Annotated in this window: 22 protein-coding genes; 13 read left to right on the forward strand and 9 right to left on the reverse strand. The window is 62.9% G+C overall.

Going from position 1 to position 26,183, the window contains the following annotated elements:
- Positions 1-69: 69 nt before the first annotated feature.
- Entirely contained in the window at positions 70-813 is a 744-nt protein-coding gene (locus ISP18_RS20195) for an MHYT domain-containing protein (RefSeq protein ID WP_380011714.1), read from the forward strand.
- A gap of 156 nt (positions 814-969) precedes the next feature.
- Here ISP18_RS20195 and ISP18_RS20200 read toward each other — a convergent pair whose 3' ends face one another.
- The 3 genes from ISP18_RS20200 to cysG all read right to left on the reverse strand — a co-directional run bounded on the left by ISP18_RS20200 (position 970) and on the right by cysG (position 5,181).
- A complete protein-coding gene (locus tag ISP18_RS20200; protein ID WP_380011717.1) occupies positions 970-2,874 on the reverse strand; it encodes an LTA synthase family protein in 1,905 nt (634 codons plus the stop codon).
- 199 nt (positions 2,875-3,073) lie between these two features.
- Complete coding sequence (locus tag ISP18_RS20205; protein ID WP_380011720.1) at positions 3,074-3,715, reverse strand: peroxiredoxin; 642 nt, start codon at positions 3,713-3,715, stop codon at positions 3,074-3,076.
- Between the two features lie 26 nt (positions 3,716-3,741).
- Positions 3,742-5,181: a siroheme synthase CysG gene (gene cysG / locus ISP18_RS20210; protein WP_380011723.1), complete on the reverse strand. Its 1,440-nt coding sequence runs from the start codon at positions 5,179-5,181 to the stop codon at positions 3,742-3,744.
- A gap of 301 nt (positions 5,182-5,482) precedes the next feature.
- Here cysG and ISP18_RS20215 point away from each other — a divergent pair, with 301 nt between their 5' ends.
- Together ISP18_RS20215 and ISP18_RS20220 are read left to right on the forward strand one after the other, a co-directional pair.
- A complete protein-coding gene (locus ISP18_RS20215) occupies positions 5,483-6,490 on the forward strand; it encodes a LysR substrate-binding domain-containing protein (RefSeq protein ID WP_380011726.1) in 1,008 nt (335 codons plus the stop codon).
- 214 nt (positions 6,491-6,704) lie between these two features.
- On the forward strand, positions 6,705-7,229 hold the full coding sequence (locus ISP18_RS20220; RefSeq protein WP_380011728.1) for a DUF4019 domain-containing protein: 525 nt from the start codon (positions 6,705-6,707) through the stop codon (positions 7,227-7,229).
- A gap of 62 nt (positions 7,230-7,291) precedes the next feature.
- Here ISP18_RS20220 and ISP18_RS20225 read toward each other — a convergent pair whose 3' ends face one another.
- The 4 genes from ISP18_RS20225 to ISP18_RS20240 all read right to left on the reverse strand — a co-directional run bounded on the left by ISP18_RS20225 (position 7,292) and on the right by ISP18_RS20240 (position 13,375).
- Positions 7,292-9,037, reverse strand: coding sequence for a bifunctional sulfate adenylyltransferase/adenylylsulfate kinase (locus ISP18_RS20225; RefSeq protein ID WP_380011731.1), 1,746 nt, complete (start codon positions 9,035-9,037; stop codon positions 7,292-7,294).
- A 66-nt stretch (positions 9,038-9,103) separates the two neighbouring features.
- Positions 9,104-9,826 (reverse strand): phosphoadenylyl-sulfate reductase, encoded by a 723-nt coding sequence (locus ISP18_RS20230; RefSeq protein WP_380011734.1) that lies wholly within the window; start codon positions 9,824-9,826, stop codon positions 9,104-9,106.
- Complete coding sequence (gene cysI, locus ISP18_RS20235; RefSeq protein ID WP_380011737.1) at positions 9,823-11,520, reverse strand: assimilatory sulfite reductase (NADPH) hemoprotein subunit; 1,698 nt, start codon at positions 11,518-11,520, stop codon at positions 9,823-9,825. Before cysI ends, ISP18_RS20230 begins: the two co-directional genes overlap by 4 nt.
- A gap of 10 nt (positions 11,521-11,530) precedes the next feature.
- Entirely contained in the window at positions 11,531-13,375 is a 1,845-nt protein-coding gene (locus ISP18_RS20240; protein WP_380011740.1) for an assimilatory sulfite reductase (NADPH) flavoprotein subunit, read from the reverse strand.
- A gap of 224 nt (positions 13,376-13,599) precedes the next feature.
- On the opposite strand from ISP18_RS20240, the gene ISP18_RS20245 reads away from it, so the two are divergent.
- The 5 genes from ISP18_RS20245 to ISP18_RS20265 all read left to right on the forward strand — a co-directional run bounded on the left by ISP18_RS20245 (position 13,600) and on the right by ISP18_RS20265 (position 18,794).
- Positions 13,600-14,805 (forward strand): OprO/OprP family phosphate-selective porin, encoded by a 1,206-nt coding sequence (locus tag ISP18_RS20245; RefSeq protein WP_380011743.1) that lies wholly within the window; start codon positions 13,600-13,602, stop codon positions 14,803-14,805.
- Positions 14,806-14,942: 137 nt separating this feature from the next.
- Positions 14,943-15,944, forward strand: a complete 1,002-nt coding sequence (locus ISP18_RS20250) for a sulfate ABC transporter substrate-binding protein (RefSeq protein WP_380011746.1) — start codon at positions 14,943-14,945, stop codon at positions 15,942-15,944.
- Between the two features lie 5 nt (positions 15,945-15,949).
- The gene (gene cysT / locus ISP18_RS20255; protein WP_380011749.1) at positions 15,950-16,774 is read left to right on the forward strand and encodes a sulfate ABC transporter permease subunit CysT; all 825 of its coding nucleotides are present in this window, start codon (positions 15,950-15,952) and stop codon (positions 16,772-16,774) included.
- On the forward strand, positions 16,774-17,634 hold the full coding sequence (cysW, locus tag ISP18_RS20260; RefSeq protein WP_380011958.1) for a sulfate ABC transporter permease subunit CysW: 861 nt from the start codon (positions 16,774-16,776) through the stop codon (positions 17,632-17,634). Before cysT ends, cysW begins: the two co-directional genes overlap by 1 nt.
- Before the next feature lie 14 nt (positions 17,635-17,648).
- Complete coding sequence (locus ISP18_RS20265) at positions 17,649-18,794, forward strand: sulfate/molybdate ABC transporter ATP-binding protein (RefSeq protein WP_380011752.1); 1,146 nt, start codon at positions 17,649-17,651, stop codon at positions 18,792-18,794.
- 10 nt (positions 18,795-18,804) lie between these two features.
- On the opposite strand, the gene ISP18_RS20270 is transcribed toward ISP18_RS20265, so the two are convergent.
- Positions 18,805-19,101: a peptidoglycan-binding domain-containing protein gene (locus ISP18_RS20270; protein ID WP_380011755.1), complete on the reverse strand. Its 297-nt coding sequence runs from the start codon at positions 19,099-19,101 to the stop codon at positions 18,805-18,807.
- A 147-nt stretch (positions 19,102-19,248) separates the two neighbouring features.
- Between ISP18_RS20270 and glnE the strand changes: the two genes are divergently transcribed.
- Positions 19,249-22,101, forward strand: a complete 2,853-nt coding sequence (glnE, locus tag ISP18_RS20275; RefSeq protein ID WP_380011758.1) for a bifunctional [glutamate--ammonia ligase]-adenylyl-L-tyrosine phosphorylase/[glutamate--ammonia-ligase] adenylyltransferase — start codon at positions 19,249-19,251, stop codon at positions 22,099-22,101.
- Between the two features lie 9 nt (positions 22,102-22,110).
- Here glnE and ISP18_RS20280 read toward each other — a convergent pair whose 3' ends face one another.
- Complete coding sequence (locus ISP18_RS20280) at positions 22,111-23,127, reverse strand: mitochondrial fission ELM1 family protein (protein ID WP_380011761.1); 1,017 nt, start codon at positions 23,125-23,127, stop codon at positions 22,111-22,113.
- 81 nt (positions 23,128-23,208) lie between these two features.
- Between ISP18_RS20280 and ISP18_RS20285 the strand changes: the two genes are divergently transcribed.
- From ISP18_RS20285 to ISP18_RS20300, 4 genes are all read left to right on the forward strand, one after another.
- Entirely contained in the window at positions 23,209-23,802 is a 594-nt protein-coding gene (locus ISP18_RS20285; protein ID WP_380011764.1) for a malonic semialdehyde reductase, read from the forward strand.
- A 106-nt stretch (positions 23,803-23,908) separates the two neighbouring features.
- Positions 23,909-24,496: a YceI family protein gene (locus tag ISP18_RS20290; protein ID WP_380011767.1), complete on the forward strand. Its 588-nt coding sequence runs from the start codon at positions 23,909-23,911 to the stop codon at positions 24,494-24,496.
- A 233-nt stretch (positions 24,497-24,729) separates the two neighbouring features.
- Positions 24,730-24,936, forward strand: a complete 207-nt coding sequence (locus tag ISP18_RS20295; protein WP_115496296.1) for a zinc-finger domain-containing protein — start codon at positions 24,730-24,732, stop codon at positions 24,934-24,936.
- 88 nt (positions 24,937-25,024) lie between these two features.
- Entirely contained in the window at positions 25,025-26,149 is a 1,125-nt protein-coding gene (locus ISP18_RS20300) for a glycosyltransferase (protein ID WP_380011770.1), read from the forward strand.
- The last annotated feature ends 34 nt before the right edge of the window (positions 26,150-26,183 follow it).

The raw sequence follows: 26,183 nt of genomic DNA on the forward strand, positions 1-26,183 counted from the left end.
GTGAGTGACGTTGGCTCGTCTTGCCATCGCATCACCTGACGACATACGCAACCGGAGGAGGTGGAATCCATGCCTGCGCATCAGCACTACAACATGATGCTGGTTTTGCTCTCGTACGTGATATCGGTGCTCGGTTCGTTTACAGCGCTGCAATTGGCGGTAGTCATTCCCATCGCGAAGACGTCGCGCCAGCGCACCGCCGCCGTGCTGGCAGCGGGTGCCGCGATGGGTGTGGGTGCTATCTGGGCTATGCATTTCATCGCCATGCTGGCGTGCGACATGGGCATGCCGGTGAGTTACGACCCGCTGCTAACGGCGCTGTCCGCAATCATTGCCTTCGGCGCTTGTTCGCTGGGCCTGGCGATCGCCAGCAGCGGCGATTTCAGCTGGGCCAAGCTCGCCGCGGCCGGCGTGTGCATGGGCCTGGGTGTTACCGGCATGCATTACTTAGGTATGGCGGCGGTGATGATGGCGGCCTTCACAACTTACGATATGAATCTGGTGGCGACCTCGATGATCATCGCGATCGTGGCGTCGATCGTCGCGCTGTGGCTGGCATTCAATCTACGTGGCCGCGTGCAGATGATTGGCAGTGCGCTGGTGATGGGACTGGCCGTATGCGGCATGCACTACACCGGCATGGCGGCTTTCAACATCGATGAAAACGGCGGCCAGGTTCCGGCCGGATTCGCCAGTGGCATGCGCGGCGAAAACCTCGGCATGAGCATTTTCGTGGTGACCCTGCTGATACTGATCGCCGCGCTGCTGATCCATTACAAGCGCCAGCAGCGACGGGCGACGATCAGTATTTGATGAGGTAGGGACTGGGGAACGGGGAGCAGGGAACGTGCGACGTATCGCGAGCGTGATGGTCGCGCAAATAGATGGTTCAAGCACGACAGACGGAGTTTACGGAGGCAAGCGGTTCCAAAAGCATGGCGCCCGTTCCCCGTTCCCCGTTCCCCGTTCTCAGCGATGCATACCCATCGCTGCGGATGCCGGAATGCCCTGCTCCTCATTGTCCTGCTTCGCCACGGCAGTGGTGGACGGCAGCAGGCTGGTGGGCAACAGCTTGTCCAGTTTGCCCTTCATGCGCAGCACGGAGACGCTAGCCATGTCCTTGTCGAACTGCTGCTGTTGCGCGTCGATCGCCGGCAGCGCTGCACCGGGTGCGCGAGTGAGCGCAGCCAGCGACGGCGCAAGCACCTGCGTCAGTGCGAAGTACGCATCGTCATGAATGCCAGCGCGCTCGAGCAGCAGCCCGGGCAGCATCCACGAAGCCATGTCGATGCGCTGCGGCTGGCCCGGATTGCGCGGATCAACCAGCAGCCAAGTGCCGGCTTGGGAGAGCATGTCCTGGCCATTCACGAAACCCGTCGCGCGGTACGCGCTGGTGAGGCCGGGCAGATGGTCGCCGTAGAACAGCAGCAGAGTGGGACGGCTGCGCTTGGCTAGCGATTCAGCCAGACGGCCCAGTTCCTCGTCCGCATGCTGCATGTGATAGAGGTAGTTCTGCACTTCCACCTTATCTTTGGCGTCGATGGCGGCCGGCACTGGAATGGCATCGCGTGCGGCGCGGTCGTTCGGCTCGACGTCATAGGGGCCGTGCGCTTCCAGGCTGATCGCGAACAGAAGCTGCGGCGGCCCCGCATCTTTCAGCTGCGCCATGATCTCGTCAGTCATTGCGCTGTCGGCCATGTACTTGCCATCCATCGGCGCGTTTGCCGGGAAGGCTGATTGCGACACGAAACGATCGAAGCCCAGCACCTTGAATGCGGTATTGCGATTCCAGAAAGTAGGATCGTTGCCGTGAATGGCCACTGTTTCATAGCCGTGCGCGCGCAAGGTGCGCACCATGCTCGGCACCACTTTGTCGTTCAACTGCAGATAGGGGAACTGCATGTTGCCGAAGTAGCGCAGCGAGAGCCCGGTGAGCACTTCGAATTCGGTACGGATGGTGCCGCCGCCGTAGGTGGGTACATGCAACGGACCGCTCATACCTTCCGCGGCGAGACGGGTGAGGTTGGGCGTGAGATGGGTGTTCTCGTAGCCATGCACGATGCGCGGATCGAAAAATGATTCGCTCTGCACCACCACGATGTCGGGTAGCGCTGTGCCAGGATCGGCCGGCGTCTGCATGCGCGCGCGCACGGCATCGCCGGTGGTCTGCAGCAGATTGCTCACGGCGCCGGGATCGGCCTTCTGCTTGGTGCGCCGATCCTGCAGATGGAACATCACCAGTGAGCTGACCAGGCCGGAATGACTGGTCGTGGCCGCGGCCGACCACGGTTCCAGCCATAACTTCTGGCCGTTATAGAGATTGCGCCAGCCGGGCATGCCCAGCAGCAGCGTGACCAGCGTGAGGCCGAGCAAGGTACCGGTCACAACGCGCTTGCCGCCGGTGCGCGGCACGAACAGCGGTGGTTCGTAACGCCACATCGCTATGACGACCGCGACACCGCCAAGCATGGCGAGATACGGCAAGAAGCTGTGTGGCAGATAACTGCCCAGCACGTGCAGGCCGCCCTTGTGCAGTTGTTCCACCATGCGGAAATCCGCCGGCAGCAGCGGCGTGCCGAGATTGGCCACCTTCAGCGCGTTCACGCCATACATCACTGCTTGCAGCAGATAGGCGAGGCCGAAAGAGAGCAACGTGCGGCGCGTCAGCACCAGCAACAGCAACGCCAGCATCAAGCCGGGCATGGCGTTGGCCAGCGGAAAGGAGGGTTGCGCAAGCAGTTGGGATGCCGCCACGCCATCGTTGCCATCCAGCAGCGCGGTCAACAGGACGAACGAAACCATCATCGCCAGCACCACGATGGCCCGTACGGCGACTGATCGCTTTGAAAGCAAGCTGGAGGAAACGAAAGCCATGCAGTCCGTGACCCATCATCTCGGGGGATGCGGACTGTAACGTGACTGACATGAATCGGTTGTCACCCATCAGGCAGGGGTCAGGGCGGATTCATGGCTGTTTGTTTCGCGTTTACGGGAACTTAGCGAAAAAAAGCGGGCCGCCATCGTGCCATGGCGGCCCATCCTGTGTGTCAACAACGACTTGGCCAGGATTGCTTCAGTGCTGCGTGTTGCTGAACCGCAATAGACGCAGATAGGGTTTGACGGTCCGCCAGCCTTCCGGGAACAGCTGGCGCGCGTCGTCGTCCGACACCGAGGGCGCGATGATCACCTCGTCGCCCGGGCGCCAGTCCACCGGCGTGGTGAGCTTGCGGCCATCGGTGAGTTGCAGCGAATCGAGCACGCGCAGGATCTCATCTGTGTTGCGGCCGGCGCTCGGCGGATAGGTCAGGGTAAGGCGCACTTTTTTCTGCGGATCGATGATGAACACCGAGCGTACCGTTACTTTGGGATCGGCCTTGGGGTGATACATGCCGTAAAGCTTGGCGACTTCCAGATCCGGATCGGCCAGGATCGGATAATTCACCGCAGCGCCGCCCACGTCTTCCACGTCCTTGATCCACGCCTTGTGGTCGTTCACCGGATCGACAGACAGGCCGAGCAGCTTGGTGCCGCGCTTGTCGAACTCCACCTTGCGGCGCGCGAAGGCGCCCAGCTCGGTGGTGCACACCGGCGTGAAATCTTTCGGATGGGAGAAGAACACCAGCCAATGGTTGCCGATGTAATCATGCAGATGGATCGGGCCTTCGGTGGAGTCGAGAGTGAAATCAGGGGCGATTTCGCCCAGTTGCAAGCTCATGATGATCTCCGTAGCAGTAGAGGCGGTCATGCCGCATCGGCCAAAGTGCGAAGATACGCCAAGTGTTGTGGCGGATCGCCGAGCAGTTCGCCGTACCAATGTGCGGCGTCTGCTTGCGCAGCCACTTCACCCAGGATGAGCAGCGCGGGCGCGCTGATCGCATGGCGTGTTGCGAGCGCCGGTAAGTCACCGAGCTTGCCGGTCAGTGTGCGCTGCTGTGGCAGCGTGCCGTTTTCGATCAACGCGAATGGCGTATCACCGCCGCGCCCATGCGCGATGAGTTCTTGCGTGAGTTCATCGAGCTGACCTACGCCCATGTAGATCGCTAAGGTTTGCCGCTCGCGCGCCAGTTCCGACCAATCCAGCGTGTTCAAGGATTGTCCGCAGTGCGCGGTGACCAGTCGTACGGATTGCGCATGATCGCGATGCGTGAGCGGTACGCCGCTGTACGCAGCGCAGGCGAGTGCGGCGGTGATGCCGGGCACCACTTCGTAGGAAACATTGTGCGCACGTAGGAATTCCAGCTCTTCGCCGCCACGGCCGAACACGAACGGATCGCCACCTTTCAGGCGCACCACGCGCTGCCCCGCGCGGGCATGTTCAAGCATCAAGGCATGGATCGACGCCTGCGGCGTATGCGTGCCGCCGCCGCGTTTGCCGACTGTGATGCGCAGTGCGTCGCGACGCGCGAGATCGAGAATCGGCTCGCTGATCAGCGCATCGTGCAGAATGACGTCCGCTTCGTTCAATGCGCGCAAGGCTCGCAAGGTAAGCAGTCCGGGATCGCCGGGGCCTGCGCCGACCAACGCAATGGAGCCGGTTGCTTTCGGCACAGCGCGATCGGCAAGCGCCGCAACGAGCTGGCGTTCCGCATGCAGCGGTTGTGCCGCGCGCAGCAGTGCATGCACGGGACCGTCATGCAGCCAGTCATAAAAGCGGCGATGCTGCGTGTGATCCGTATGCCGTGCACGAATACGCGCGCGATAGCGCTGCGCAAGCTGCAGCAGCGAGCCGAGTGCGGGATCGAGCAGGCTTTCGATTCGCTCGCGCAGGCGTCGCACCAGCATCGGTGCCGCACCGTGGCTGGAGATGGCCACCAGCAACGGAGAGCGATCGATCAGCGCCGGCACCTGGAAGCTGGACAAGGCCGGATCATCCACCACGTTGACCAGCCGCTGCCTGACGTGTCCGTCGGCGGCAATGCGTGCATTGAGCGGACGCGAACGCGTGGCCGCGATCACTAGCCAAGTGCCGTCGAGCCAATCGGGCTGGTATGCACCTGATTTATAAATGATGCGTCCCTGCTGCACCCATTCGCGCAGTTCCGGCGCCAGCACCGGCGCACCCACCGTGACCTTGGCGCCGGCCTTGAGAAGCATGGCCGTTTTCCGGGCCGCCACGTCGCCACCGCCCACCACGAGTACGTGGCGATCGTTGAGATCGGCGAACAGCGGATAAAGCGGCATGGATCGAGTCCGGATTACACAGGTTGGTTGATGACGCTAACGCCGCCGTATGCCTGAATGGAAATGGCCGCTGGGACGGAAGATATGCCGACACGGCATAGGCTTGGCCATCACGCGGAATGGATTTTTAGATGTATAGACGTCCAAATAACGCTGTGTTAAGGTCCGATGACGACCGGTGATGGGTCGGCATGCGTGGGGAGATTGTGATGAAACGCTGTTCAGGGTGGCTCGTGAGCTGTATGCGCTTTGCCATGCGCCGAGCACACCCCCATATGCGATTCATCCCGGAGCCGATCTCATGACCCTCACGCAACTGCGCTACATCGTCGCCATCGCCGACGCTGGTCTCAACATCACCCTCGCTGCCGACAACGTTCACGCCACCCAGTCCGGCATCAGCAAGCAACTCAAACAGCTCGAAGGCGAGCTGGGGTTCCAGGTTTTCACCCGCCGCGGCAAGAGCCTGGACGCCATCACGCCCGCCGGCGCGCAGGTACTGGAACGGGCGCGCACCATCCTGCACGAGGCGCGCAACATCCGCGCGCTGGCCGCCAATCTGCGCGAAGAGGCGCAGGGCGAGCTTTCCGTGGCCACCACGCATACGCAGGCGCGCTTCGTGTTGCCGGAAGCCATCGCTCGGCTGAAGCAGCATTACCCCGAGCTTGGCGTGCACATTCGTCCGCAGGGCGAGGGCCGCATCATCAGCCTGTTCGAGAGCGGCGAAGTGGATCTGGTGATCGTCAGCACCAGCGGGCAGGCGCCGGAGGGCGGCATCGCCGTGCCGCTGTTCCGCTGGTACCGTCGCGCAGTGGTGCCGCATGGCCATCCGCTGGCCAAGCTGGGGCGTCCGCTGCGCATCGAGGATCTGGCGGAACATCCGCTGGTGAGCTACGAATCCTCGCTGCAACCCGAATCCTCGCTGCGGCGTGTCTTCGCCGCGGCGGAACTCACCCCGCGCATCGCCTGCACCTCGGTCGATGCGGACCTCATCAAGACCTACGTCCTCGCCGGTCTCGGCGTGGGCATTCTGGCCGAGATGGCTATCACCCCGGCGGATGCGCGCGAGCTGGTTACGCTCGACATCGACACCTTGCTGCCGGTCTGCACCAGTTGGATGGTGCTGCGCCGGGATCACGTGCTGCGCAGCTACGTGGCGCAGCTCGCGCGGCTGGTGGCGCCGCAGATCGACGAGGCGGAACTGCGCCGCGTGGTAGCCGGGCACGCCGAGCCGAACTGGCCCGCGCCGCCGCTGTGGAGCGAGCTGCAGCAGCGTGGTGTTCGTCGCAGCACGCCTCGCGCGGCCTGAGTCCTCGTTCGGAAGTCCCTAAAGGCCCTCTCGCCCAAGCTGGCGAGCGCCTTTACGCCTGGACTCAATCGGACATCCCTACAGGGCAAAACCTTAAGGCGCATTTCATACCGACGTGACAGGATGGAACGCACGCTTACCCAGGCGCACCCTACAAGTTTCGGGAATGACGCAGTGGGGTAGCTTCACCCATTGGCTTACAAGGAGAATTCGTATGACGCAGGGCGCCTCTCAGTTTTCGTTCGGCAAGCGCGCACGCCAGGCTCTCATTCTGTCGTTGGCATTGGCTGGCGCGAGCGTGGCATCGGCGCAGCAAGCTCCCGCCGGGCTGGACAAGGCCATGACGGCGGCGGCCAAGTGGGTCGGGCAGGCCGACGCCAACCAGGCGGATGCCATGTGGAAGGCCAGCAGCTCAACCATGCAGAAAAACGTGAGCCAGGCCGATTGGGGCAAATACATCGCCACGCTTCGCTCGCAGCTTGGCGCCAGTCAGGGCCGATCCTGGGTAGGCGTGAGCAAGGTGGACAACCCGCAGGGTTTGCCGTCGGGTGAATACCTCAACGTGATCTATGCCACCAAGTACGCCAACGGCATGACCGTGGAAACGGTCTCGATGGCCAAGGATTCCTCGAACTGGCAGCCAGTGGGCTACATCGTTCGCAAGCAGCAGCCTCAGGCAAGCGCCGCGCCGAACAACGTGGCACCCAAACCTGCTGCGGCTGACCCCGGCAAGAAATAAATCGGCAACGTACTCGGATGCACGCCTCTCCTGCATGGGCGGGAGAGGCGTTTTTTATGCGCTCAAATAAGTTGCTCGTTGCGCAGCCATTCGTACACCCGGTCGGCGGCCTCAGCGACCGTGCTCTTGCTGGTGTCCACGCGCAATTCCGGTGACGCCGGTACTTCGTAGGGATCGTCGATGCCGGTGAAACCCTTGATCTTGCCCGCGCGCGCGGCGGCATAAAGGCCCTTGCGATCGCGCGCTTCGCACACTTCCAGTGGCGTGGAAACATGTACTTCCACGAAGCGTCCATGTGTTTCCACCAACTGCCGTGCTTCAGTGCGTGCTCCCGCATAAGGCGCAATGGGCGCGCAGATCACGACGCCGCCGTGCCGCACCGCTTCGCTGGCCACGAAGCCGATGCGCGTGATGTTGGCGTCGCGATCCTCGCGCGAAAAGCCCAATCCCTTCGAGAGGTGGCGGCGCACTTCATCGCCATCCAGCATGGTCACGGGACGGCTGCTGGTCTCCATCAAGCGCGCTACTACCGCCTGCGCCAGCGTGGACTTGCCCGAGCCGGAAAGGCCGGTAAAGAACAGTGCAAAGCCCTGGGGTGCGTGCGCCGGATGGCGCTCACGCAAGATCTTCACCACGTCGGGAAACGTAAACCACTCGGGAATGGTGTCGCCATCGTGCAGGCGGCGACGCAGTTCGGTGCCGGAAATGTCGCGCACTTCATCGTCCGGCTGCACTTCGGTCTGCGGCACGTAGACGTCGCGATTGGCGGCATAGACCATGGCCGGGAACGGCACGATGCGAATGCCCAGTTCATCCTCGTGCTTGGCCAGCAGTTCTTGCGCGGCATAGGGGCCGTAGAACGGCTTGCCTTCCGCATCCTTGCCGGGGCCGGCATGATCGCGACCCACGATGAAATGGCTGGCGCCGTAATTCTTGCGGATGATGGCGTGCCACAAAGCCTCACGTGGACCGCCCATGCGCATGGCCAGTGGCAACAGCGAGAGTGTGGCGTGGTCGTGCGGATAATGTTCCAGCAACGCGCGATAGCAGCGCACGCGCGTGTAGTGATCGACGTCGCCGGGCTTGGTGCGTCCCACCGACGGCTGGATCAGCAATTTCGCGCCGACCTGTTCGGCCGCGCGCAAGGTCAGTTCGCGATGCGCGCGATGCATCGGATTGCGTGTCTGGAACGCCACGATGCGGTGCCAGCCGTGTTGATGGAACCAATCGCGCAGCTCGCGCGGACTGTGGCGCAACGCGGAGAAATCGTAGTGCGCCGGCGGCTGGATGCCTTGCACGCGTCCACCCAGATACACCGAGCCGGTGCGGTCCAGCAATTCGGCTACGCCCGGATGCGTGCGATCGACCGTGCCGAATACTTGCCGTGCTTCGGCGATGCGATCGGGAAAGTACACGTCTTCCACCGTTAACACCGCCAGCGGCGTGCCTTGCGTGTCGTTGAGACTGATCTGCGCATTTTCCTGCAGGCGCGCGGCGAAGGCTTCATCTACGTCGAGCGTGATCGGGATCGGCCATAGCGTGCCATCCGCCAGTCGCATGTCGTTGACGACGCGATCGTAATCCGCACGGCCCAGGAATCCCTGCAGCGGCGAAAAGCCGCCGTTGAGCAGCAGTTCCAGATCGCACAGCTGGCGTTGATTGAGCGTCCATTGCGGCAGCGAGGCGCTGAGTCGCTTGAGTGCTTCGGCTTCGGTATGGGGAAGATACAACTCGCGCAGCACGCCGCCGTGCGGCGCAATCAGCGCATCGTGTTCGGCCAAGACAATCTCGGCGGCGAGGGCTTTCATAGGTTTTCCTTGGAATCGGGGCTGATCTTGTTTTTGTGCTTTGGGTTTTTGTATTACGGGTCTTGCTTACACATCCAGATGCAATCCGCATTCGCGCTTGATGCCGAAAAAGCGGGTGTCCTCTTCGCGCATGCCGGGTTCCCAGCGGCGCGTGGTATGCGTATCGCCGATCGAGACGTATCCCTTGTCCCACAACGGGTGATAGGGAAGGTCGTGACGGCGCAGGTAAAGGCCGACGTCGCGATCGGTCCAGTCGATGATGGGATGCACCTTCCAGCGTGCATGCTTGTGATCCAGTACCGGTGCCGCGGCGCGACTCAGCGACTGCTGGCGACGCAAGCCCGCGAACCACGTGCCGGCGCCAAGATCGACCAGCGCGCGCTGCATCGGTTCCACCTTGGCCAGACGGTTGTAGTGATCGAGCCCTTCGCGTCCCTGATTCCATAGTTCGCCGTAGCGTGCCTGCAGCCAAGCCGGCGACAATTTTGGGCGGATCACGTGCAGGTTGAGTGAAAGGCGTTCGGTGAGCTCGTCGATGAAGCGGTACGTTTCGGGAAACAGGTAGCCGGTATCGATCACGATCACCGGAATCTCCGGCACCCGTTGGGTCAGCAGGTGCAGCGATACCGCCGACTGCGCACCGAAACTGGAGGACAGCACGTGCGGGCCGGGCAGATGCTCAAGCGCCCAGTCGATACGCTCCTCTGCGCTGAGCGCGAGTAGTCGCGCTTCGAGCTTATCCCGCGCGCGCGTATCGCTGGCCGCTTGCTCGGGCGTCGGCAAGTTCATGCGAAAACCTCTGCATCAATGGAATGGCGCGCAGCCGGCAACACGCCGCTGCGCACGAGGAAGTCGCCGAACCGTTCATGTTCGTTCCGCTCGGCGGCATAGCGGGCGAACAAACCATCCAACTCCGCGAGGATGCCGGCTTCGTCGATGTTTTCGCGCAGCACGCGGTTCATGCGCTGCCCGGCAAAGTCGGCGCCCACGCGCAGGTCGTAGCGGCCGATGGCGCGACCCACCAGTGCGATCTCGCCCAGGTAAGGGCGCGAGCAGCCATTCGGGCAGCCGGATAGACGCAGCACGATCGGCTCGTCGCGCAAGCCGTGACGTTCCAGCAGCGCTTCCAGCTTCGGCAGCAGTTGCGGTAGGTAGCGTTCGCTTTCGGCCATCGCCAGACCGCACGTCGGCAGGGCCACGCACGCCACCGCGTGCCGGCGAATGCCACTGAGATGGCGATAGCCATCCAGCTTGTACTCGGCCACTAGCGCATCGATGCGCTCGCGCTGTGCCGGCGGCACGTTGGCGATGATCAGGTTCTGGTTGCAGGTAAGCCGAAAATCGCCCTGGTGTTCCTCCGCAATGGCGCGCAGTCCGCTCAGGTGCGGCTGGCCAGGAAGGTCGGCAAGACGGCCCGATTCGATCTGTAGAGTGAGATGCCAGCGACCGTCATCGCCTTCGGACCAGCCGTAACGGTCACCGTTATGGTCGAAGCGATAGGCGCGCGAAGGCTGAAGCGCGAAACCGATGCGGCGTTCCAGCTCCGCCTTGAAGGCCGATACGCCCATGCGATCGATGGTGTACTTCAAACGCGCGTGCTTGCGTTCCTTGCGATCGCCATGATCGCGCTGCACTTCGATCACGCCTTCGGCGGTGCGCAGCAGCTGTTCGGGTTCGATGAAGCCGATCACACTGCCCAGTCGGGGATACGTGCTGGGGTCGCCATGGCTTGCGCCCATGCCACCGCCGACTGCCACGTTGAAGCCAAGCAATTCGTCGTGTTCGATGATTGCAATCAGGCCGAGATCCTGCGCGAACACATCCACGTCGTTAGTCGGCGGCACCGCGATGCCGATCTTGAACTTGCGCGGCAGATAGGTCGGACCGTACAGCGGTTCGCTCTCTTCCTCGCCGCCTGCGACTAGTTTTTCGTCCAGCCAGATCTCGTGATAGGCGCGTGTCTTCGGCTTCAGATGATCAGACAGGCGCTCGGCCCAGCGATAAGCCAGCCGATGCGCGGGCGAAGCGACCGGGTTTGCGCTGGCGACCACGTTGCGGTTGACGTCGCCGCAGGCGGCGATGGTGCTGACCAGCGCCTTGTTCATGGCCGCGATCGAATGCTTCAGCTCACGCTTGAGAATGCCGTGCAACTGAAACGTCTGCCGCGTGGTGATGCGCAGCGTGCTATTCGCCCAGGTACGCGCGATGTGATCGAACGACAGCCATTGCGCGGGGCTCAACACGCCGCCGGCAAGACGCGCACGAACCATGAATTGATACGCAGGCTCCAGCTTCTGCTTGCGGCGTTCCTCGCGCAGATCGCGATCGTCCTGCTGATAGCTGCCATGAAACTTGAGCAGCTTGTTGTCGTCGTCGCTGATTGCGCCGGTGATAGGATCCGCCAGGCTTTCGACCAGCGTACCGCGCAGCAAGCGGCTATTCGCCTTGATGCGTTCGAAGTCGGAAAGGGTTGTGTCGCTCATCGCGCGCACCTCAATACACGTCGCGGGCGTAGCGGCCCTGCTGGATCAACTGGTTCAACCAGGCCTCGGCGTCTTCGGGCGAGCGCGCACCATGTTCGGCGACGATCGCGGCCAGCGCTTTGTGCACGTCCTTGGCCATCCGGTTGGCGTCGCCGCAGACATAGAGATGCGCGCCGTTCTCGAGCCAGTCGTACAGGCGACGGCCTTGCTCAAGCAGGCGATGCTGCACGTAAATCTTTTTCGTATGCGATTCCCTCGCAAAACCCCGCACATCCGTGTGCGGACTTTCAAAAGGAGCGGGATCACGCGAGAAAGCAAGATCGATGCGATGCAGCTGCCCTTGCTTCAATGCCTGCTGCCATTCCACTTGATACAGGAAATCGGCATAGAAATGCGGGTTGCCAAATACCAGCCAATTGCGTCCGCTGGCGCCGCGTTCTGCACGCTCCTGCACGAACGCGCGATACGGCGCGACACCGGTGCCTGCGCCGATCATGATGATGTCGCGATCGTCGCTTGGTAGGTGGAAGCGTTCGTTGGCTTCGATGAACACCGGTACGTTCTCACCTTCCGCACGTTGCGCGAGATAACGGCTGGCGGCGCCCCAACGCGGTTCGCCATCAAATGCATAGTCGACGTGGCTCACCGTGAGGTGCACTTCGTCGCCAACCACCGATTGCGCGGAGGCGATGGAGTAGAGCCGCGGCGCCAGCGGACGCAGCGCGCCGATCAGCGTTTCGGCGGTCCAGTCGGCGGGATGGCGACGCAGTAGATCCAGCACTTGCCAGCGCGAGAAAAGCTCGGCCAAGCTCTCGCGCGCTGCGGGGGAGAGCAGATCGCGCAGTTGCGCATCGCCACTGCGTTCGGCATGCGCGGTGAAGAACGGGCGTGTGAGCTGCGTCAATTCGCGATGTTCGGCCAGCCAGGTGCGCAGTGCATGTTCTTCTTCACCGACGCGTACCGTTGCATTGCCATCGAGCCGCGAGGCGGCCAGCACGGCATCGACCAGTGCCGGCGACTGAGTTGGCCATACGCCAAGCGCATCGCCGGGTGCATAGCGCAGGCCGGAACCTTCGAGTGAAATTTCCAGGTGACGCACGTCGCGATCACTGTCACGGCCGGTAATGCGCTGATTGAGCAACAACGGTGCCTGGAACGGCTGCTCGCGATGCCACACCGGCGTGCTGCGCGCAGTGCGCAAGGTGGTGACCTTGGCTAATGGCGCGGAGGTTTTCAGCTGCTCGCGTGCCTGCTGCAGCGCCTGTTCCAGCCAAGGCTGCGCGACGGTTTCCAGATCGACATCCGCTTCGCCCGCCGGGAAAAGGCGCTGCGCGCCGAGTGCGGTGAAGCGCTCGTCGAGCTGGCGGCCAATGGTGCAGAAATTCGGATAGCTGGAATCGCCCAGGCCCAGCACGGCATAGCGCAGCGTTTCCAGTTTCGGCGCGCGGGCGCTGCTGAGGAATTCGACGAAGGCACGCGAGTCGTCCGGCGGCTCGGCATCGCCTTGCGTGCTGACAACGACGTAGAGCAGGCGTTCCTGCTTCAATTCGCGCGTGGCATAGGTATCCGCGCGAACCACGCGCACGGCCAACCCGGCAGCGGAAGCGCGGCGGCCGAGATCTTCGGCCAGACGCTTGGCATTCCCGGTCTGGCTGCCGTATAGCACGGTAAGGCGGGCTTGTGCGTCGACGGAAGGTGAAGCCTCGACTGCTGCGCTTTTGCCGGGGAGCTGGCGCGCCACGCCCGCAAGGTAGCCGGAAAGCCACAGCAACGCCGGCGCTTCCAGCCCGTCGATCAGACGCGCAACCAGCGGTTGCTTGTCTTCGGGCAAAGGCGATAGTGTGGCGGCAGTCATCGTTGGATCCCTGGACGTATAGACGTCCATTTGGTCCATGAATGTTAGAACTTCGTTTTTTGGCGAAGAAATGATGGGGTGGCATATCCCCATGCCATTCCCTCCTTTCCATCGCGGGAAACCCGGCAGGCAGCATGGAATCGGGCGCCATCCCCTCGAGCGTCCATCAGGGTTTTTCTTCATCCATCTGTCACGGGCGCCGTCATACGGCGCCGGAGTCTTCCATGCCGCGACGATCGAAACCTGCATTCGCTGTGCTGACGCTGGCCGCAACAGCCTCTCTGGCTGTGCTTGCCTCAACCACCGCCAAGGCTGGCGACGACGACTGGCTCTACAACTGGCCTACCCATGCCAAGCTGAGCGACGGCACCGACATCGGGCTGGTGTTGCGCTACCAGTACGACGTGAACGACTTCTCACACAACGACGGCAAGTTCACGGACGCGCATACCAATCGCCGCAAGTACCTTGGCTTCTATGTCAAGAAACCCGGCGTGTACGACGCTACGGTGTATTACGACTTTCAGTCCAAGCAATGGCAGGACGTCTTCGCCCGCCTGCAATCGCAGGTAGTGTTCGGCCAGGATTTCGGTGCCGTACGCTTCGGCCAGAGCAAGACGCCAGTGAGTTTCGAAGGCGTCACTACGTCTACCCAGACGACCTTTATCGAGCTGGCCCTGCCGTCACAGGCGGTTTATGAGAATCGCCGCGTGGGAATTGACTGGGCGATCCAGCGTACGCACTGGCTGGCCAGTCTTGGCTATTACGGCCAGAATCTGACGGGCAAGAATCGCGGCCATACGCTGGCGGCACGCGCGGCCTGGGTGCCGATTCATGAAGCGACGAACGTGCTGCATCTGGGCGTGGCCGCTTCGCAAGAGCGCCCGTATGGGCTGGTGAATGCGCTGGGCGTACAGCAACCGCCCACGACCAGCTTCAAGACACCACCGGAAGCCGGGCTGACCACGGTCACCCTGATCAGCTCGGGCACGCTCACTGGCGTCGATCACATCAACCGCATGGGTCTTGAAGGCCTGTGGATCGACGGCCCCTGGTCGGTGCAAAGCGAATACCTGCATGCACAGACCACCTTCAACGTGGCGAAGCCCAATTACGACATTGGCGGCTACTACGTATTCGGCAGTTGGGTGCTAACGGGCGAATCACGTCAATATCACGACGGTAATGTCAGTAACGTGATTCCCTCGCATCCCTGGGGAGCGGTCGAATTCGCGGTCCGCTATAGCGAGCTTAATCTCAACGATGGCCGCGTGCTGGGCGGCACGGAACACGACTGGACGGCGGGTGCGAACTGGTACGTGGGCACGCATCTGCGCTTGCAGGCCAATTATATTCGTGCTTTCAGCAACAAGAAGGGACTGGTGATCGATCCGCATATTTTCGAGTTGCGTGCGGAGATCTTCATATAGCAGCGACGTGCGGTCTCCGCTTCCGGAGAGCGGGAGTATGTGGAGCATATAGTTAGAACGATCCGCGCTTTCGGACGTCCAGCCTTCCAAATCTATAGTGCACGATGGGTGTACCTGCCCAAGGGAGATTTTCACGTATGAAACGCCTACTGCTCGTACTGGCAGCGCTGCTTTCGCTGAGCGCGGTTTGCGCGATGGCCCAGGATGCGAAGCTGCTGAATGTCTCCTACGACCCCACACGCGAATATTTCCAGGACGCCGATGCGGCCTTCATGGCGTACTGGGCCAAGCAGTCGGGGCAGAGCGTCACGGTCACGACCTCCAACGGCGGTTCCGGCAAGCAGGCGCGCGCGGTGCTTGATGGCTTGCAGGCAGACGTGGTGACGCTGGCCCTGGCGTACGACATCGACGTGCTCGCCGATAAGGGGCTGCTGGCGAAGGACTGGCAGACGCGCCTGCCGGACAGCAGTTCACCGTACACCTCCACCGTGGTGTTTCTGGTGCGCAAGGGCAATCCAAAGAAGATCCACGACTGGCCCGATCTGATCCGCTCCGATGTGCAGGTGATCACGCCTAATCCAAAGACCTCCGGCGGCGCTCGTTGGAATTTTCTCGCGGCGTGGGGCTGGGCAGTGCGGCAACCGGGCGGCAACGCGGACAAAGCGCGCGCGTACGTCACCGCGCTTTACAAGAACGTGCCAGTGCTCGATACCGGTTCGCGCGGCGCCACCAATACTTTCGTCCAGCGTGGTATCGGCGACGTGCTGATTGCCTGGGAAAGTGAAGCCCTGATGGCACAACAGGAATTCGGCAAAGACAAATACGAGATCGTCGTGCCATCCACCACCATCTTGGCGGAGCCGCCGGTGGCAGTGGTAGACACGATCGTCGCCAAGCACGGCACGCAGAAGGTCGCGCAGGCGTTTCTGCAATATCTATACAGTCCGGAGGGGCAGGAAATTGCCGCCAAGCATTTCTTCCGTCCGCGCCTGGCATCGGTGGCCACCAAGTACGCCGTGCAGTTTCCCGCAGTGAAAACCTTCACCATCGCCGAGCAGTTCGGCGACTGGCGCAAGGTGCAAGCCACCTATTTTGCCGATGGCGGCGTATTCGACGACATCACCGAAGGAGCGCATTGACGGCGATGGCACGGCACGTATTGCCAGGATTTCGCCTCAGCACCGGCTACACGCTAGCGGTGCTCGGCAGTTGCGTGCTGCTGCCGTTGGTCGCGCTGTTGTGGACAGCATGCGAGCTCGGGCCGGCGGGCTGGTGGGCGCAGATCGGCACGCGCCGCGTACTGGCCTCGCTGAAGCTGAGTTTCGGTGCGGCGCTGCTCGCGGCCACCATCGATGCGCTGCTCGGCTTGTTGGTGGCATGGGTATTGGTGCGTTATCGCTTCGCCTTCCGTCGCGTGTGTGACGCCCTGGTCGATCTGCCGTTTGCCTTGCCCACCGCCGTCGCCGGCATTGCGCTGACTGCGCTGTATGCGCCGAACGGCTGGCTGGGCAGCCGGCTGGCGCCATTGGGCATCGAAGTGGCATACACGCGATTGGGCGTGTTGCTGGCGATGGTGTTCGTCGGTCTGCCGTTCGTGGTGCGCACGCTGCAACCGGTGCTGGAGAGCATGGAGAGCGATCTGGAGGAAGCCGCCTATACGCTCGGCGCTTCGCCCGCGCAGCGGTTCTTCCGCGTGGTGCTGCCCTTGCTGCTGCCGACGCTGCTCACTGGTTATGCGCTAGCGCTGGCACGCGCGATCGGCGAATACGGTTCGGTGATTTTCATTTCGGGCAATCGACTGTTCCGCACCGAGATCGCACCTTACCTGATCGTGCAGAAAATCGATTCGCAGTACGACTACCGCGGCGCGGCTGCCTTGGGCGCGGTGATGCTCGCGGCATCGTTGGTTTTGCTGGTGGCGATGGCATGGCTACAGCGCTGGACGCGCCGATGGGCGGTGGTGCGCTGATGGCCGCCGTCGCTGCCGTAGTATCGATCGGCATTCGGCCTTCCTGGTCGACGCGCTTGGTGCGCATCGCATTGGTGTTTGCTGCGCTTGCCGTGCTGTTCTGGTTGCTGGTGCTGCCGCTGCTGGCGATTTTTGCGGAGGCTTTCCGCCAGGGCGTGGCGTTCTATCTGGATGCGATCCGCCAGCCGGATACGGTGGCCGCGGTGCGGCTGACCTTGACCGTTGCCGCGATCGCCGTGCCGTTGAACCTGATTTTCGGCCTGGCCGCCGCATGGTCGATGACGCACTTCGATTTTCCCGGCAAGGCGCTGCTCGGCGCACTGATCGATCTGCCGTTCTCGGTATCGCCGGTGGTCGCCGGCATGATGCTGATCTTGGTCTTCGGCAAGGACGGTTGGTTGGGGTCATGGCTGGAGGCGCACGACCTGCAGGTGATCTTCGCCCTGCCGGGCCTGGTGCTGGCTACCGTGTTCGTGACGCTGCCATTCGTGGCGCGCGAGCTGATTCCGCTAATGCAGGCGCAAGGTTCGGAGCAGGAAGAAGCCGCACTCACGCTGGGTGCCAACGGATGGCAGATTTTCTTCCGCGTCACCCTGCCGCGTGTGCGCTGGGCGCTGCTGTACGGCGTCCTGCTATGCAATGCGCGGGCCATGGGCGAGTTTGGCGCCGTATACGTGGTTTCCGGCCACCTGCGTGGCATCACCAACACGTTGCCGCTGCAGGTGGATCAGCTCTACCAAGAAAATTTTTCCGCCGCCTTTGCAGCGGCTTCACTGCTGGCCCTGCTTACTGTCCTCACGCTTGGCATCAAGCGTTTCGTGGAGTGGCGGCACGGTGGCGAACTAGGCGCCAATCACTGAGGAATTCAAGCAGCATGGGCATCGAGATTTCCCGCTTGCGTCGCCAGTTTGGCGCCTTCGTGGCGCTGGACGACGTTAGCCTGAAAATCGGCGACGGCGAATTTGTCGCTGTGCTCGGTCCATCCGGCTCGGGCAAGACCAGCCTGCTGCGCATTCTTGCGGGACTCGATCAGCCGGACGCCGGCAGCGTGTTCCGTGATGACCACGATCTGCTCGCGCTGGATGCACGTCGCCGTGGCGTAGGTCTGGTATTCCAGCACTACGCCTTGTTTCCACATATGACGGTGGCACAGAACGTGGCGTTCGGCCTGCGCGTTCGTCCGTGGCGGCTGCGGCCCAGGGCATCGGCGATCAAGGCGAGTGTCGAGGGCTTGCTGCGTCAGGTGGAACTGGAGGGGTTCGCCGATCGCTATCCCGCGCAGCTTTCCGGCGGGCAGCGTCAGCGTGTGGCGTTGGCGCGGGCGCTGGCCATCGAACCGCGCCTGCTGCTGCTGGACGAGCCGTTCGGTGCGCTCGATGCACAGGTGCGCGTGACGTTGCGCGGCTGGCTGCGCGAATTCCATCGTTCGCTCGGTATCACCACGTTGTTTGTCACGCACGATCAGGACGAAGCGCTGGAGATGGCCGATCGCGTGGTCGTGATGAATCGCGGTCGCATCGATCAGGTCGGCACGCCGGAGCAGATCTATCGCCAGCCGGCCACGCCGTTCGCTTCGCGCTTCATTGCGCGTGGCCAGACGCTGCCGGCGCAGGTAAAGGGGCAGCAGTTGCATCTGTTCGGCCACGTCTGGCACATCGAATCCTTTGCGGGCGACGATGCGCACGAGATCACCGTGCACGTTCGTCCCGAAGACATCGTGCTCGCGCCGCTGTCGGGCGATGCGCTGAAAGCGCAACTGCTCAATCTGCGGCACGTAGCTGGCACCGTGCGCGCCAGCTTGCGTGTGGAGAGTCTGGACGATCCACTCGAAGCGGAGTGGAGCGAGCGCGACTGGGCACGACATGGTGCTCCGTCCGGCGATGCCATCGGTGTGCATCTGCAGGCGTTGACCGTCTTCGCTATGGATCGCGAAGGCCGCGTGCAATCGCGGGCGACTGTGCATCCGCCACATGCGGGCTTTCCCATAGCAGTGGGACCGTGGCGGCGGGTCGAAGCCTGATGCGAAGGCGCTAGGCCTGCGAAGCTCGCGCAACTGAGGGTGCCCCGCGCAACGCATGCCGCAATGCCTGCCACGTCTTGGGGCCTGCGATGCCATCCACGGCAAGGCCATAGTCGTACTGAAACGCTTCCACCGCGCGCCGGGTGCGATCGCCGAAGTACCCATCGGCGCGTACCGGGCCATCCAGATCCCGGTAGCCCAGCTCGCGCAGTTGATGCTGCAGCTCCCGCACGGCATCACCTTGCGAGTCGTATTGAAGCGTGGGAGCGGTGGATGAACGGTTCGCATCATGCGCCGTCGGTTGCATGCGTTGATCTCCGAGCTGTTGTCGCCTTGGCATAAGGCTGCGATATGCATCCAGGCGGGCGCTGTCGGAGGATCGCGAACGAGGATGAAAGAGCAGGGCTCGGAAAAACGGTTCTGTCGCGCGACGCGCAGGGCTCATAATGGCCGTATGGCTGTCATCCCTTCCCCCACTGAATCGTCCGCGCTCCGGGCCCTGGTCGACGACCGTTACGCACAGCTCGTGGCTCGCTGCCGCGCGGCGGGCGTGCCCCTGCATGACGACGCGGGCGTGGCTGAACGCATTCGTCGCACCTTGCTGGCCAGCGATTTCGCTTTCGAAACCTGGCGCAACCAGCCGCTGTTGCTGGCACCGCAGGGATTGGAGCGCCTTCGTTCGAGCAGCGACGCATCGGCGCGTATCGAGGCTTTGAAGCTGGACACCGATGAAGCGGCCTGCATGGCGGCGCTGCGCCGGTTCCGACATGCGGAGGCCTTACGGCTGGTGTTCCGCGACGTGAACGGCCTGGACGATTTGCCGGAAACCCTTTCCGCCACCAGCGTGCTCTACGAAGCTTTGCTGGGTGTTGCGCTCGATTGGTCCGAGCGCAGCTTGGCCGTGCGTTACGGTCACGCGCGGGATGCCGACGGCGAGCTGCAACGGCTGGTGGTGGTCGGCTTCGGCAAGCTCGGTGGCAGCGAACTCAATTTTTCTTCCGACATCGACTTGGTACTAGCTTACCCGCAGGGCGGCGAAAGCGACGGCGCGCGCGTGCTGGACAACAGCGAATACTTCGTGCGCCTCGGACGCCAACTGGTGCGCCTGCTGCACGAGCCGACTACCGATGGCATCTGCGCGCGCGTAGATTTGCGTCTGCGCCCGTTCGGCAACGCCGGACGACTCGCGTTGCCGTTCAGCGCGATGGAGCAGTACTACCAGCGCGAAGGCCGCGACTGGGAACGCTATGCGTGGATCAAGGCGCGCACGGTCGCCGGCGATCGCAGCGAGGGCAAGCAACTGCAGGAAATGTTGCGGCCGTTCGTCTACCGCAAATATCTCGATTACACCGCGTTCGCGGGCCTGCGCGAGATGAAGGCGTTGATCGACGCCGAAGTGGCGCGCAAGGATCTGGCCGACAATCTCAAGCTCGGCCCCGGCGGCATTCGCGAGATTGAATTCGTCGTGCAGCTGGTACAGCTGATTCGCGGCGGCCGTGAACCCAGCCTGCGCGTGCGCGGACTACTGCCCGCGCTCACCGCTTGCGAGGCGCGCGGGCATATTCCCGCGCTACGCGCGCGCGCCTTGCGTCAGGCTTATGTGTTTTTGCGCCAGCTGGAAAATCGCGTGCAAATGATGCGCGACGCGCAGACGCACGATCTGCCGGAAGACGATCTGACCCGCGAACGCCTGGCGCTGGCGCTGGATTATCCCGCCTGGGAACCGTTGGCCGAGGAGCTGGCGAAGCATCGCGACATCGTCGCCAATGAATTTGAAGCCATGCTGATGCCGGAAGGAGGCGCCAAGGCCAGCGTGCCGGCTGCCGATGCGATTCTGTGGCAGCGTGCCTGCAACGAATCGCTCGACGCGAACGTGCTCGAAGCCTCCGGCTTCGTGCCCGGTGCCGAAGCGGCGGACGCGTTGCTGAAGCTGCCGCAGGCTGGGCAGCTGCGGGCGATGTCGGCGCGTGCGCGTGAGCAACTCGATCATTTGATGCCGCAATTGCTGGCGGTCGCGCGCGATACGGCTGCGCCGGTACCTTGCTTGTTGCGCTTGTGCCGCCTGGTGCAGGCGGTCGCACGCCGGCCTTCCTATCTTGCGTTGCTGGAAGAGCAGCCTTTGGCGCGCAAGCGCCTGGCGCAGGTGTTTGCCGACAGCGCTTTCCTGGCCGAGCGTGTGATTGCGCAACCTTTGCTGCTTGATGACGTGCTCGATCCGCGCATCGATCAGCTGCCGCTCAAGCGTGCCGATATCGGCGCGGAAATCGCGCGTGTGCTCACCACGCTGGACGAGCGGGAAGCCGAGGCGGAACTGGAACGCATCAATGAATTCAAATCGAGCATTGCGTTTCGCCTGGGCCTGGCCTTCAACGACGGACGCGCCGATGCGGTGGCGACGGCGCGTCGACTGGGTGCGCTGGCGGAATCGGTGGTCAACGCCGTCGCGGCGCTGGCCGAACGCGAAGTAATTGCCGCGCATGGACGCTTACCGGGTGAAGGCTCGGGTTTTTCGATTCTCGGCTATGGCAGCTTGGGCGGTGAAGAGCTGGGATTCGCATCCGATCTTGATCTGGTGTTCGTGTTCGACGGCCAGCGCGCGCAGGCGATGAGTGATGGTCCACGTCCGCTTGAAGGTTCTCGCTGGTATCAGCGCCTTACGCAGCGTGTGATGAACTGGCTGACGGTACTCACGCGCGCGGGTCGTTTGTATGAGGTGGATACGCGCCTGCGGCCGGACGGTTCCAAGGGCTTGCTGGTCGGCAGCCTGGAAGCCTTCGTCGCCTATCAGGAAAGTCGCGCCTGGACCTGGGAACATCAGGCGCTGTTGCGCGCACGGTCGGTTGCGGGCGATGCGGCACTGAATGCCGAGCTTGCCGAAGTGCGACGTCGCACGCTGGCCGTACCGCGCGATCGTGCGGCAGTGCTTGCGGAGGTCAGCAGCATGCGGCAGCGCTGGCGGGCGGAGCGTGATCGTTCGGATGCAGGACAGATCGATCTCAAACAAGGACATGGCGGCTTGCTGGATATCGAATTCGCCTTGCAGGGTTTGGTACTGGCGCATGCTGCGAAATCGCCCAACTTGCTGTCGACCACAGCGAATGCCGGATTGATCGAGGTATGCCGCAACGCCGGGCTATTGGATACCGCGCAGGCTAATTGCTTCAGCCGTGCACATGCTGAGCTGTTGCGTCGTGCGTTGCTTTGCACGCTGGATTTGCGCTCGCGTATTTCGCCGCGTGATGCGGAGTTGGAGGAGTTGTGCAGCGAGGTCACGGTTGTGACGCATGCGTTGGGCTTCGATTTCTGATACCCCAACCTACATCGACTGCGCGGCAAGGATACGGCTGCGCAATGCTTCGGCGATGGCTTCGGTTTCACGCAATGGCGCTTGCTTTGCAGGCGCATCATCGTCCACATCGTGCAACAGGTCAGCCTTGCGCAAGCTGTGATGGAACCGCGCGAGTTTCGCTGGCAACTCACCCACGACGAAGGTGTGCACCGCGCATCCAACCGCACAGGCTTCGCTGAGCATGTTCACCGAATCGGGCGTTACCACCAGGCGGTCGGCCCAGCCGAGCACGCCGGGATAGGGATTGTTGCCGTCGTCGGGTCCGGTCCAGAGCAGGCCGGGGATGCCGCGCAATGCAGTGCGCATGACGTCCGCCACCGCCGCAGGGGTGCGACGCGAAGTGAGCACCAGCAGGCTGCCGCCTTCGTGCTGCCGGCGCGCGAGCAAGCGTTCGGCGAGATGTTGCGCGTAATCGGTATCGATATGAATACCCGTGCGCGGGCCGCCGAGCAGTACACCTACGCGCGGGCGCGGCAAGTGGCCCAGCGATGGACTGGCCTGGCGGCCGTCTTCCAGCCAAGCGTCGTCGATCGGATTCAACGAACTCAGCGGGTTCAGTACGTTAGCGCCGGTCAGGCCGTCGTGGCGTGGCGCGATGACGGTGTCCCAGTGCGTCGGCTCAATGCGCGGATCGAGTATCTGCACGGTATGGCAGCGACCTTCGGTCAGCGTGTGCAACATGCGCGTCAATAAGGCCGCGCTGCGTCCGCAGCCGATGGCGACGGTGGGCCACGGCGGTGCGAACGCCATGCGTTGCGAAGCGGGCAGGGCGAGGCGGCCGCCCAGGAGCATGCGCGGCGACAGCCATGACCACGGCGCGCGCAGCGACAGCATCAGGTGCCGTACCGGCATGCCCATACGCTCGGCCAAGGCCAATGCCTGACGCTGGTTGCCGGCGGAACGGTCCGTGATAGCCCAGCATTCGCCTTGCAGCCGGTGCGGCCGTTCATGCCAGGATGGGTCGATTGTCGCCGGATCGTGCACAGTATGTTCGCCTTTATCACCGCTGGTTCGCCCGGCTTGCGCTTACACTCTGCGCTTTGTTTGTTCACGCAAAGGATACCCATGAGCGAGAAGCTTGCCGAGGTCGCGCTGGACCAATTGTTCCGAACCGCCCGTACCTACAACGCCTTCCTCCCTAAGGAGGTGACAGACGAGCAACTGCACGCCCTGTACGAATTGGCGAAGTTCGGCCCGACCAGCGCCAATTCCTCACCCATGCGCCTGGTGTTCGTGAAGTCCGCAGAGGCCAAGGAAAAGCTCAAGCCGTTCCTGTCCGAGGGCAATCGCGCCAAGACCATGGCGGCGCCGGTCACGGCGATCGTGGCGACCGACCATACGTTCTATGAAAACTTGCCCAAGCTGTTTCCGCACGCTGATGCACGTAGCTGGTTCGTCGGCAATCAGCCGATGATCGACACCACGGCGTTCCGCAACGCGACGCTGCAAGGCGCTTACGTGATCATCGCGGCGCGTGCGCTGGGTCTGGATTGCGGCCCGATGTCCGGTTTCGACAACGCCGGGGTGGATCAGGCGTTTTTCGCCGGCACCACGATCAAATCGAACTTTCTGATCAATATCGGCTATGGCGATGCCAGCCGTGATCTGTTCCCGCGCAGCCCGCGGCTCTCCTTTGACGAGGCATCCCGCATCGCCTAAGGCTTTTCTGAAGGATCGCCCGTCGGGCTATGCTCCCAAGGCGATCTCGTTGTCCACGCGAAAGCGATTTCTCTCTATCCACTCGATGAAGGCAGGAGACTTTTTCATGCGCAATCTTCGCTACGTGTTGCTGGCCGGACTGCTCGGCACCGCACTCTCGGCCCAGGCCGCCCCGGTGACCTACAAGCTCGATCCGGGCCACACCATGGTGCTGTTCAGCTGGAGCCACTTCGGCTTCTCCCATCCCACCGCCGACATCGGTCTCGGCGATGGCACGCTGGTGTTCGACGAAAAGGATCCATCGAAGGCTTCGGTGGAAGTGACCCTGCCGCTGAGCAACCTTGATACGCACGTGCCGGCGCTTGACAAGCACCTCAAGGAGCCGGATTTCTTTGATGCCGACAAATTCCCGACCGTCACCTTCAAGAGCACCAGCGTCCAGCCGGCTGGCAACAAACACTACAAGGTGACGGGCGACCTCACCGTGCACGGCGTGACCAAGCCGGTGGTGCTCAATGCCACCCTCAACAATGTCGGCACGCACCCGATGACCGGCCAGCCGGCGATCGGCTTCAACGCCACCGGCACGATCAAGCGTTCGGATTTCGGCCTGGGTGCGTACGCGCCGAAGGTGAGCGACGAGATCCAGATCAGCATCACCACCGAAGGCTCGGTGCCGAAGGCCGGCCAGTAAACCTTGCCGCTCTTCCTCCTCTCCCTATCTTCGGCTAAGGATGGGGAGAGGACCGAGGTGAGGGGCGAATCTTGCTGAAGAGTGGAATCGGGGCCACGCCATGTGGCTGCGATATCCGCAAGATTGGTCCCTCATCTCAACCCCCTCTTTCCAAAGGGGGAGAGACAGCTGTAGGGCGAACTTGGGCCTGCTAACATTGCCGATCCCAATGTCTTGCCCCGGAGCACCATCCCATGTCGGGTTCCTCTGCCGCCGTCACGCCCATCCTGGCGAATGCCGAAAATCGTTATGAAGTGACGCGTTCGGACCTGCCGCTGTCGTGTCCGATGCCCGGCATGGCACTGTGGAACTCTCATCCGAAGGTTTACCTTCCCATCGTCGAGGACGGCGGCGAGTCCGTATGTCCTTACTGCGGCGCGCATTACGTCCTGCGCGACTGAACGATAGCCCCTGCCTGGTGCATAAATCGCGCCATACGGCACGATTGGTGCTTGGTGTTTATGGATGAGAGTCGCGAATGAGGGAACCATGTCCGTTGCCGCCACACCGGCCAGAACGCTGACCGTTGTGCAGCTGATCCCCGCGCTGCACTCGGGCGGTGCGGAGCGTTCGGTGCTGGAAGTGGGGCAAGCGCTGGTGCAAGCCGGACACCGTTCGGTGGTGATCTCCGCCGGCGGTCGCATGACCGAACAACTCAAGGCCGAAGGCAGCGAACACATCACACTGGACGTCGGCCGCAAGTCGCTGCTCACCTTGGGCCGGCTGGGGCGGTTGCGACGCATCCTGCGCGAACTGAAGCCGGACGTTGTTCACGTCCGCTCGCGGCTGCCGGCCTGGATGGGGTGGTGGGCGCTCAAGGGCATGTCGCCCCGACCGCATTTCATCACCACCGTGCATGGGCTCAATTCGCCCGGCCGTTACAGCGCCATCATGTTGCGCGGCGAGCGTATCGTGGTGGTTTCGCAGACGGTGCGCGATTACCTGATCAGTCACTACAGCAAGCTGGATACTGGCCGCATCCGCATTATTCCGCGCGGCATCGATCCGGAAGCGTTTCCGTACGGCCACCGCCCCGATGAGAATTGGCAGAAGGCGTTCTTCAACGAATTTCCCAACCTCGCCGGCGCGCCGCTGCTCACTTTGCCGGGCCGCGGCACGCGCCTGAAAGGTCATCACGATGCGATCGAGCTGGTGGCCGAGCTCAAGCAGCGCGGCATCGACACGCGCCTGCTGCTGCTGGGCGTGATCGAGCCGGGTCGCGAAGCCTATGTGCGCGAGCTCAAGGAACTGATCCAAGGCCGCGGCGTGGCCAGCCAGGTGGTAATGACACCGCCGCGCTCGGACGTACGCGACATCTACGCCATGTCGGCGTTGGTGCTACAGCTTTCCAACAAACCCGAAGCCTTCGGCCGCACCGTGGTGGAAGCGCTGGCGTTGTGCAGGCCGGTGCTCGGTTACGCCCATGGCGGCGTAGGCGAACTACTGGCCGAGCTTTACCCCGCCGGCCGTGTACCGCCCGGCGACCGCGAACGCCTGGTCGAGCGCGCGGCGGAACTGCTGCGCGTAGCGCCGCCCATTTCGCTCCTGCAGCGCTATCGCCTGATCGACATGCAGCACGCGGCGCTGACGCTGTACGAGGAAGTGACGGCCTAACCGCTCTCCGCGCGTCGCCTACAATGCCTGGACG

Source organism: Dyella humi, assembly GCF_044904605.1.
GTDB lineage: Bacteria > Pseudomonadota > Gammaproteobacteria > Xanthomonadales > Rhodanobacteraceae > Dyella_B > Dyella_B humi.

What these genes read in the sequence shown, in the direction of transcription:
- ISP18_RS20240 (WP_380011740.1), bottom strand. Translation starts at nt 13,375, where the DNA reads ATGACTGCCGCCACACTATCGCCTTTGCCCGAAGACAAGCAACCGCTG.
- ISP18_RS20250 (WP_380011746.1), top strand. Translation starts at nt 14,943, where the DNA reads ATGAAACGCCTACTGCTCGTACTGGCAGCGCTGCTTTCGCTGAGCGCG.
- ISP18_RS20200 (WP_380011717.1), bottom strand. Translation starts at nt 2,874, where the DNA reads ATGGCTTTCGTTTCCTCCAGCTTGCTTTCAAAGCGATCAGTCGCCGTA.
- ISP18_RS20225 (WP_380011731.1), bottom strand. Translation starts at nt 9,037, where the DNA reads ATGAAAGCCCTCGCCGCCGAGATTGTCTTGGCCGAACACGATGCGCTG.
- glnE (WP_380011758.1), top strand. Translation starts at nt 19,249, where the DNA reads ATGGCTGTCATCCCTTCCCCCACTGAATCGTCCGCGCTCCGGGCCCTG.
- cysI (WP_380011737.1), bottom strand. Translation starts at nt 11,520, where the DNA reads ATGAGCGACACAACCCTTTCCGACTTCGAACGCATCAAGGCGAATAGC.
- ISP18_RS20245 (WP_380011743.1), top strand. Translation starts at nt 13,600, where the DNA reads ATGCCGCGACGATCGAAACCTGCATTCGCTGTGCTGACGCTGGCCGCA.
- ISP18_RS20290 (WP_380011767.1), top strand. Translation starts at nt 23,909, where the DNA reads ATGCGCAATCTTCGCTACGTGTTGCTGGCCGGACTGCTCGGCACCGCA.
- ISP18_RS20230 (WP_380011734.1), bottom strand. Translation starts at nt 9,826, where the DNA reads ATGAACTTGCCGACGCCCGAGCAAGCGGCCAGCGATACGCGCGCGCGG.
- ISP18_RS20300 (WP_380011770.1), top strand. Translation starts at nt 25,025, where the DNA reads ATGTCCGTTGCCGCCACACCGGCCAGAACGCTGACCGTTGTGCAGCTG.
- ISP18_RS20195 (WP_380011714.1), top strand. Translation starts at nt 70, where the DNA reads ATGCCTGCGCATCAGCACTACAACATGATGCTGGTTTTGCTCTCGTAC.
- cysT (WP_380011749.1), top strand. Translation starts at nt 15,950, where the DNA reads ATGGCACGGCACGTATTGCCAGGATTTCGCCTCAGCACCGGCTACACG.
- cysG (WP_380011723.1), bottom strand. Translation starts at nt 5,181, where the DNA reads ATGCCGCTTTATCCGCTGTTCGCCGATCTCAACGATCGCCACGTACTC.
- ISP18_RS20295 (WP_115496296.1), top strand. Translation starts at nt 24,730, where the DNA reads ATGTCGGGTTCCTCTGCCGCCGTCACGCCCATCCTGGCGAATGCCGAA.
- cysW (WP_380011958.1), top strand. Translation starts at nt 16,774, where the DNA reads ATGGCCGCCGTCGCTGCCGTAGTATCGATCGGCATTCGGCCTTCCTGG.
- ISP18_RS20265 (WP_380011752.1), top strand. Translation starts at nt 17,649, where the DNA reads ATGGGCATCGAGATTTCCCGCTTGCGTCGCCAGTTTGGCGCCTTCGTG.
- ISP18_RS20285 (WP_380011764.1), top strand. Translation starts at nt 23,209, where the DNA reads ATGAGCGAGAAGCTTGCCGAGGTCGCGCTGGACCAATTGTTCCGAACC.
- ISP18_RS20215 (WP_380011726.1), top strand. Translation starts at nt 5,483, where the DNA reads ATGACCCTCACGCAACTGCGCTACATCGTCGCCATCGCCGACGCTGGT.
- ISP18_RS20270 (WP_380011755.1), bottom strand. Translation starts at nt 19,101, where the DNA reads ATGCAACCGACGGCGCATGATGCGAACCGTTCATCCACCGCTCCCACG.
- ISP18_RS20220 (WP_380011728.1), top strand. Translation starts at nt 6,705, where the DNA reads ATGACGCAGGGCGCCTCTCAGTTTTCGTTCGGCAAGCGCGCACGCCAG.
- ISP18_RS20205 (WP_380011720.1), bottom strand. Translation starts at nt 3,715, where the DNA reads ATGAGCTTGCAACTGGGCGAAATCGCCCCTGATTTCACTCTCGACTCC.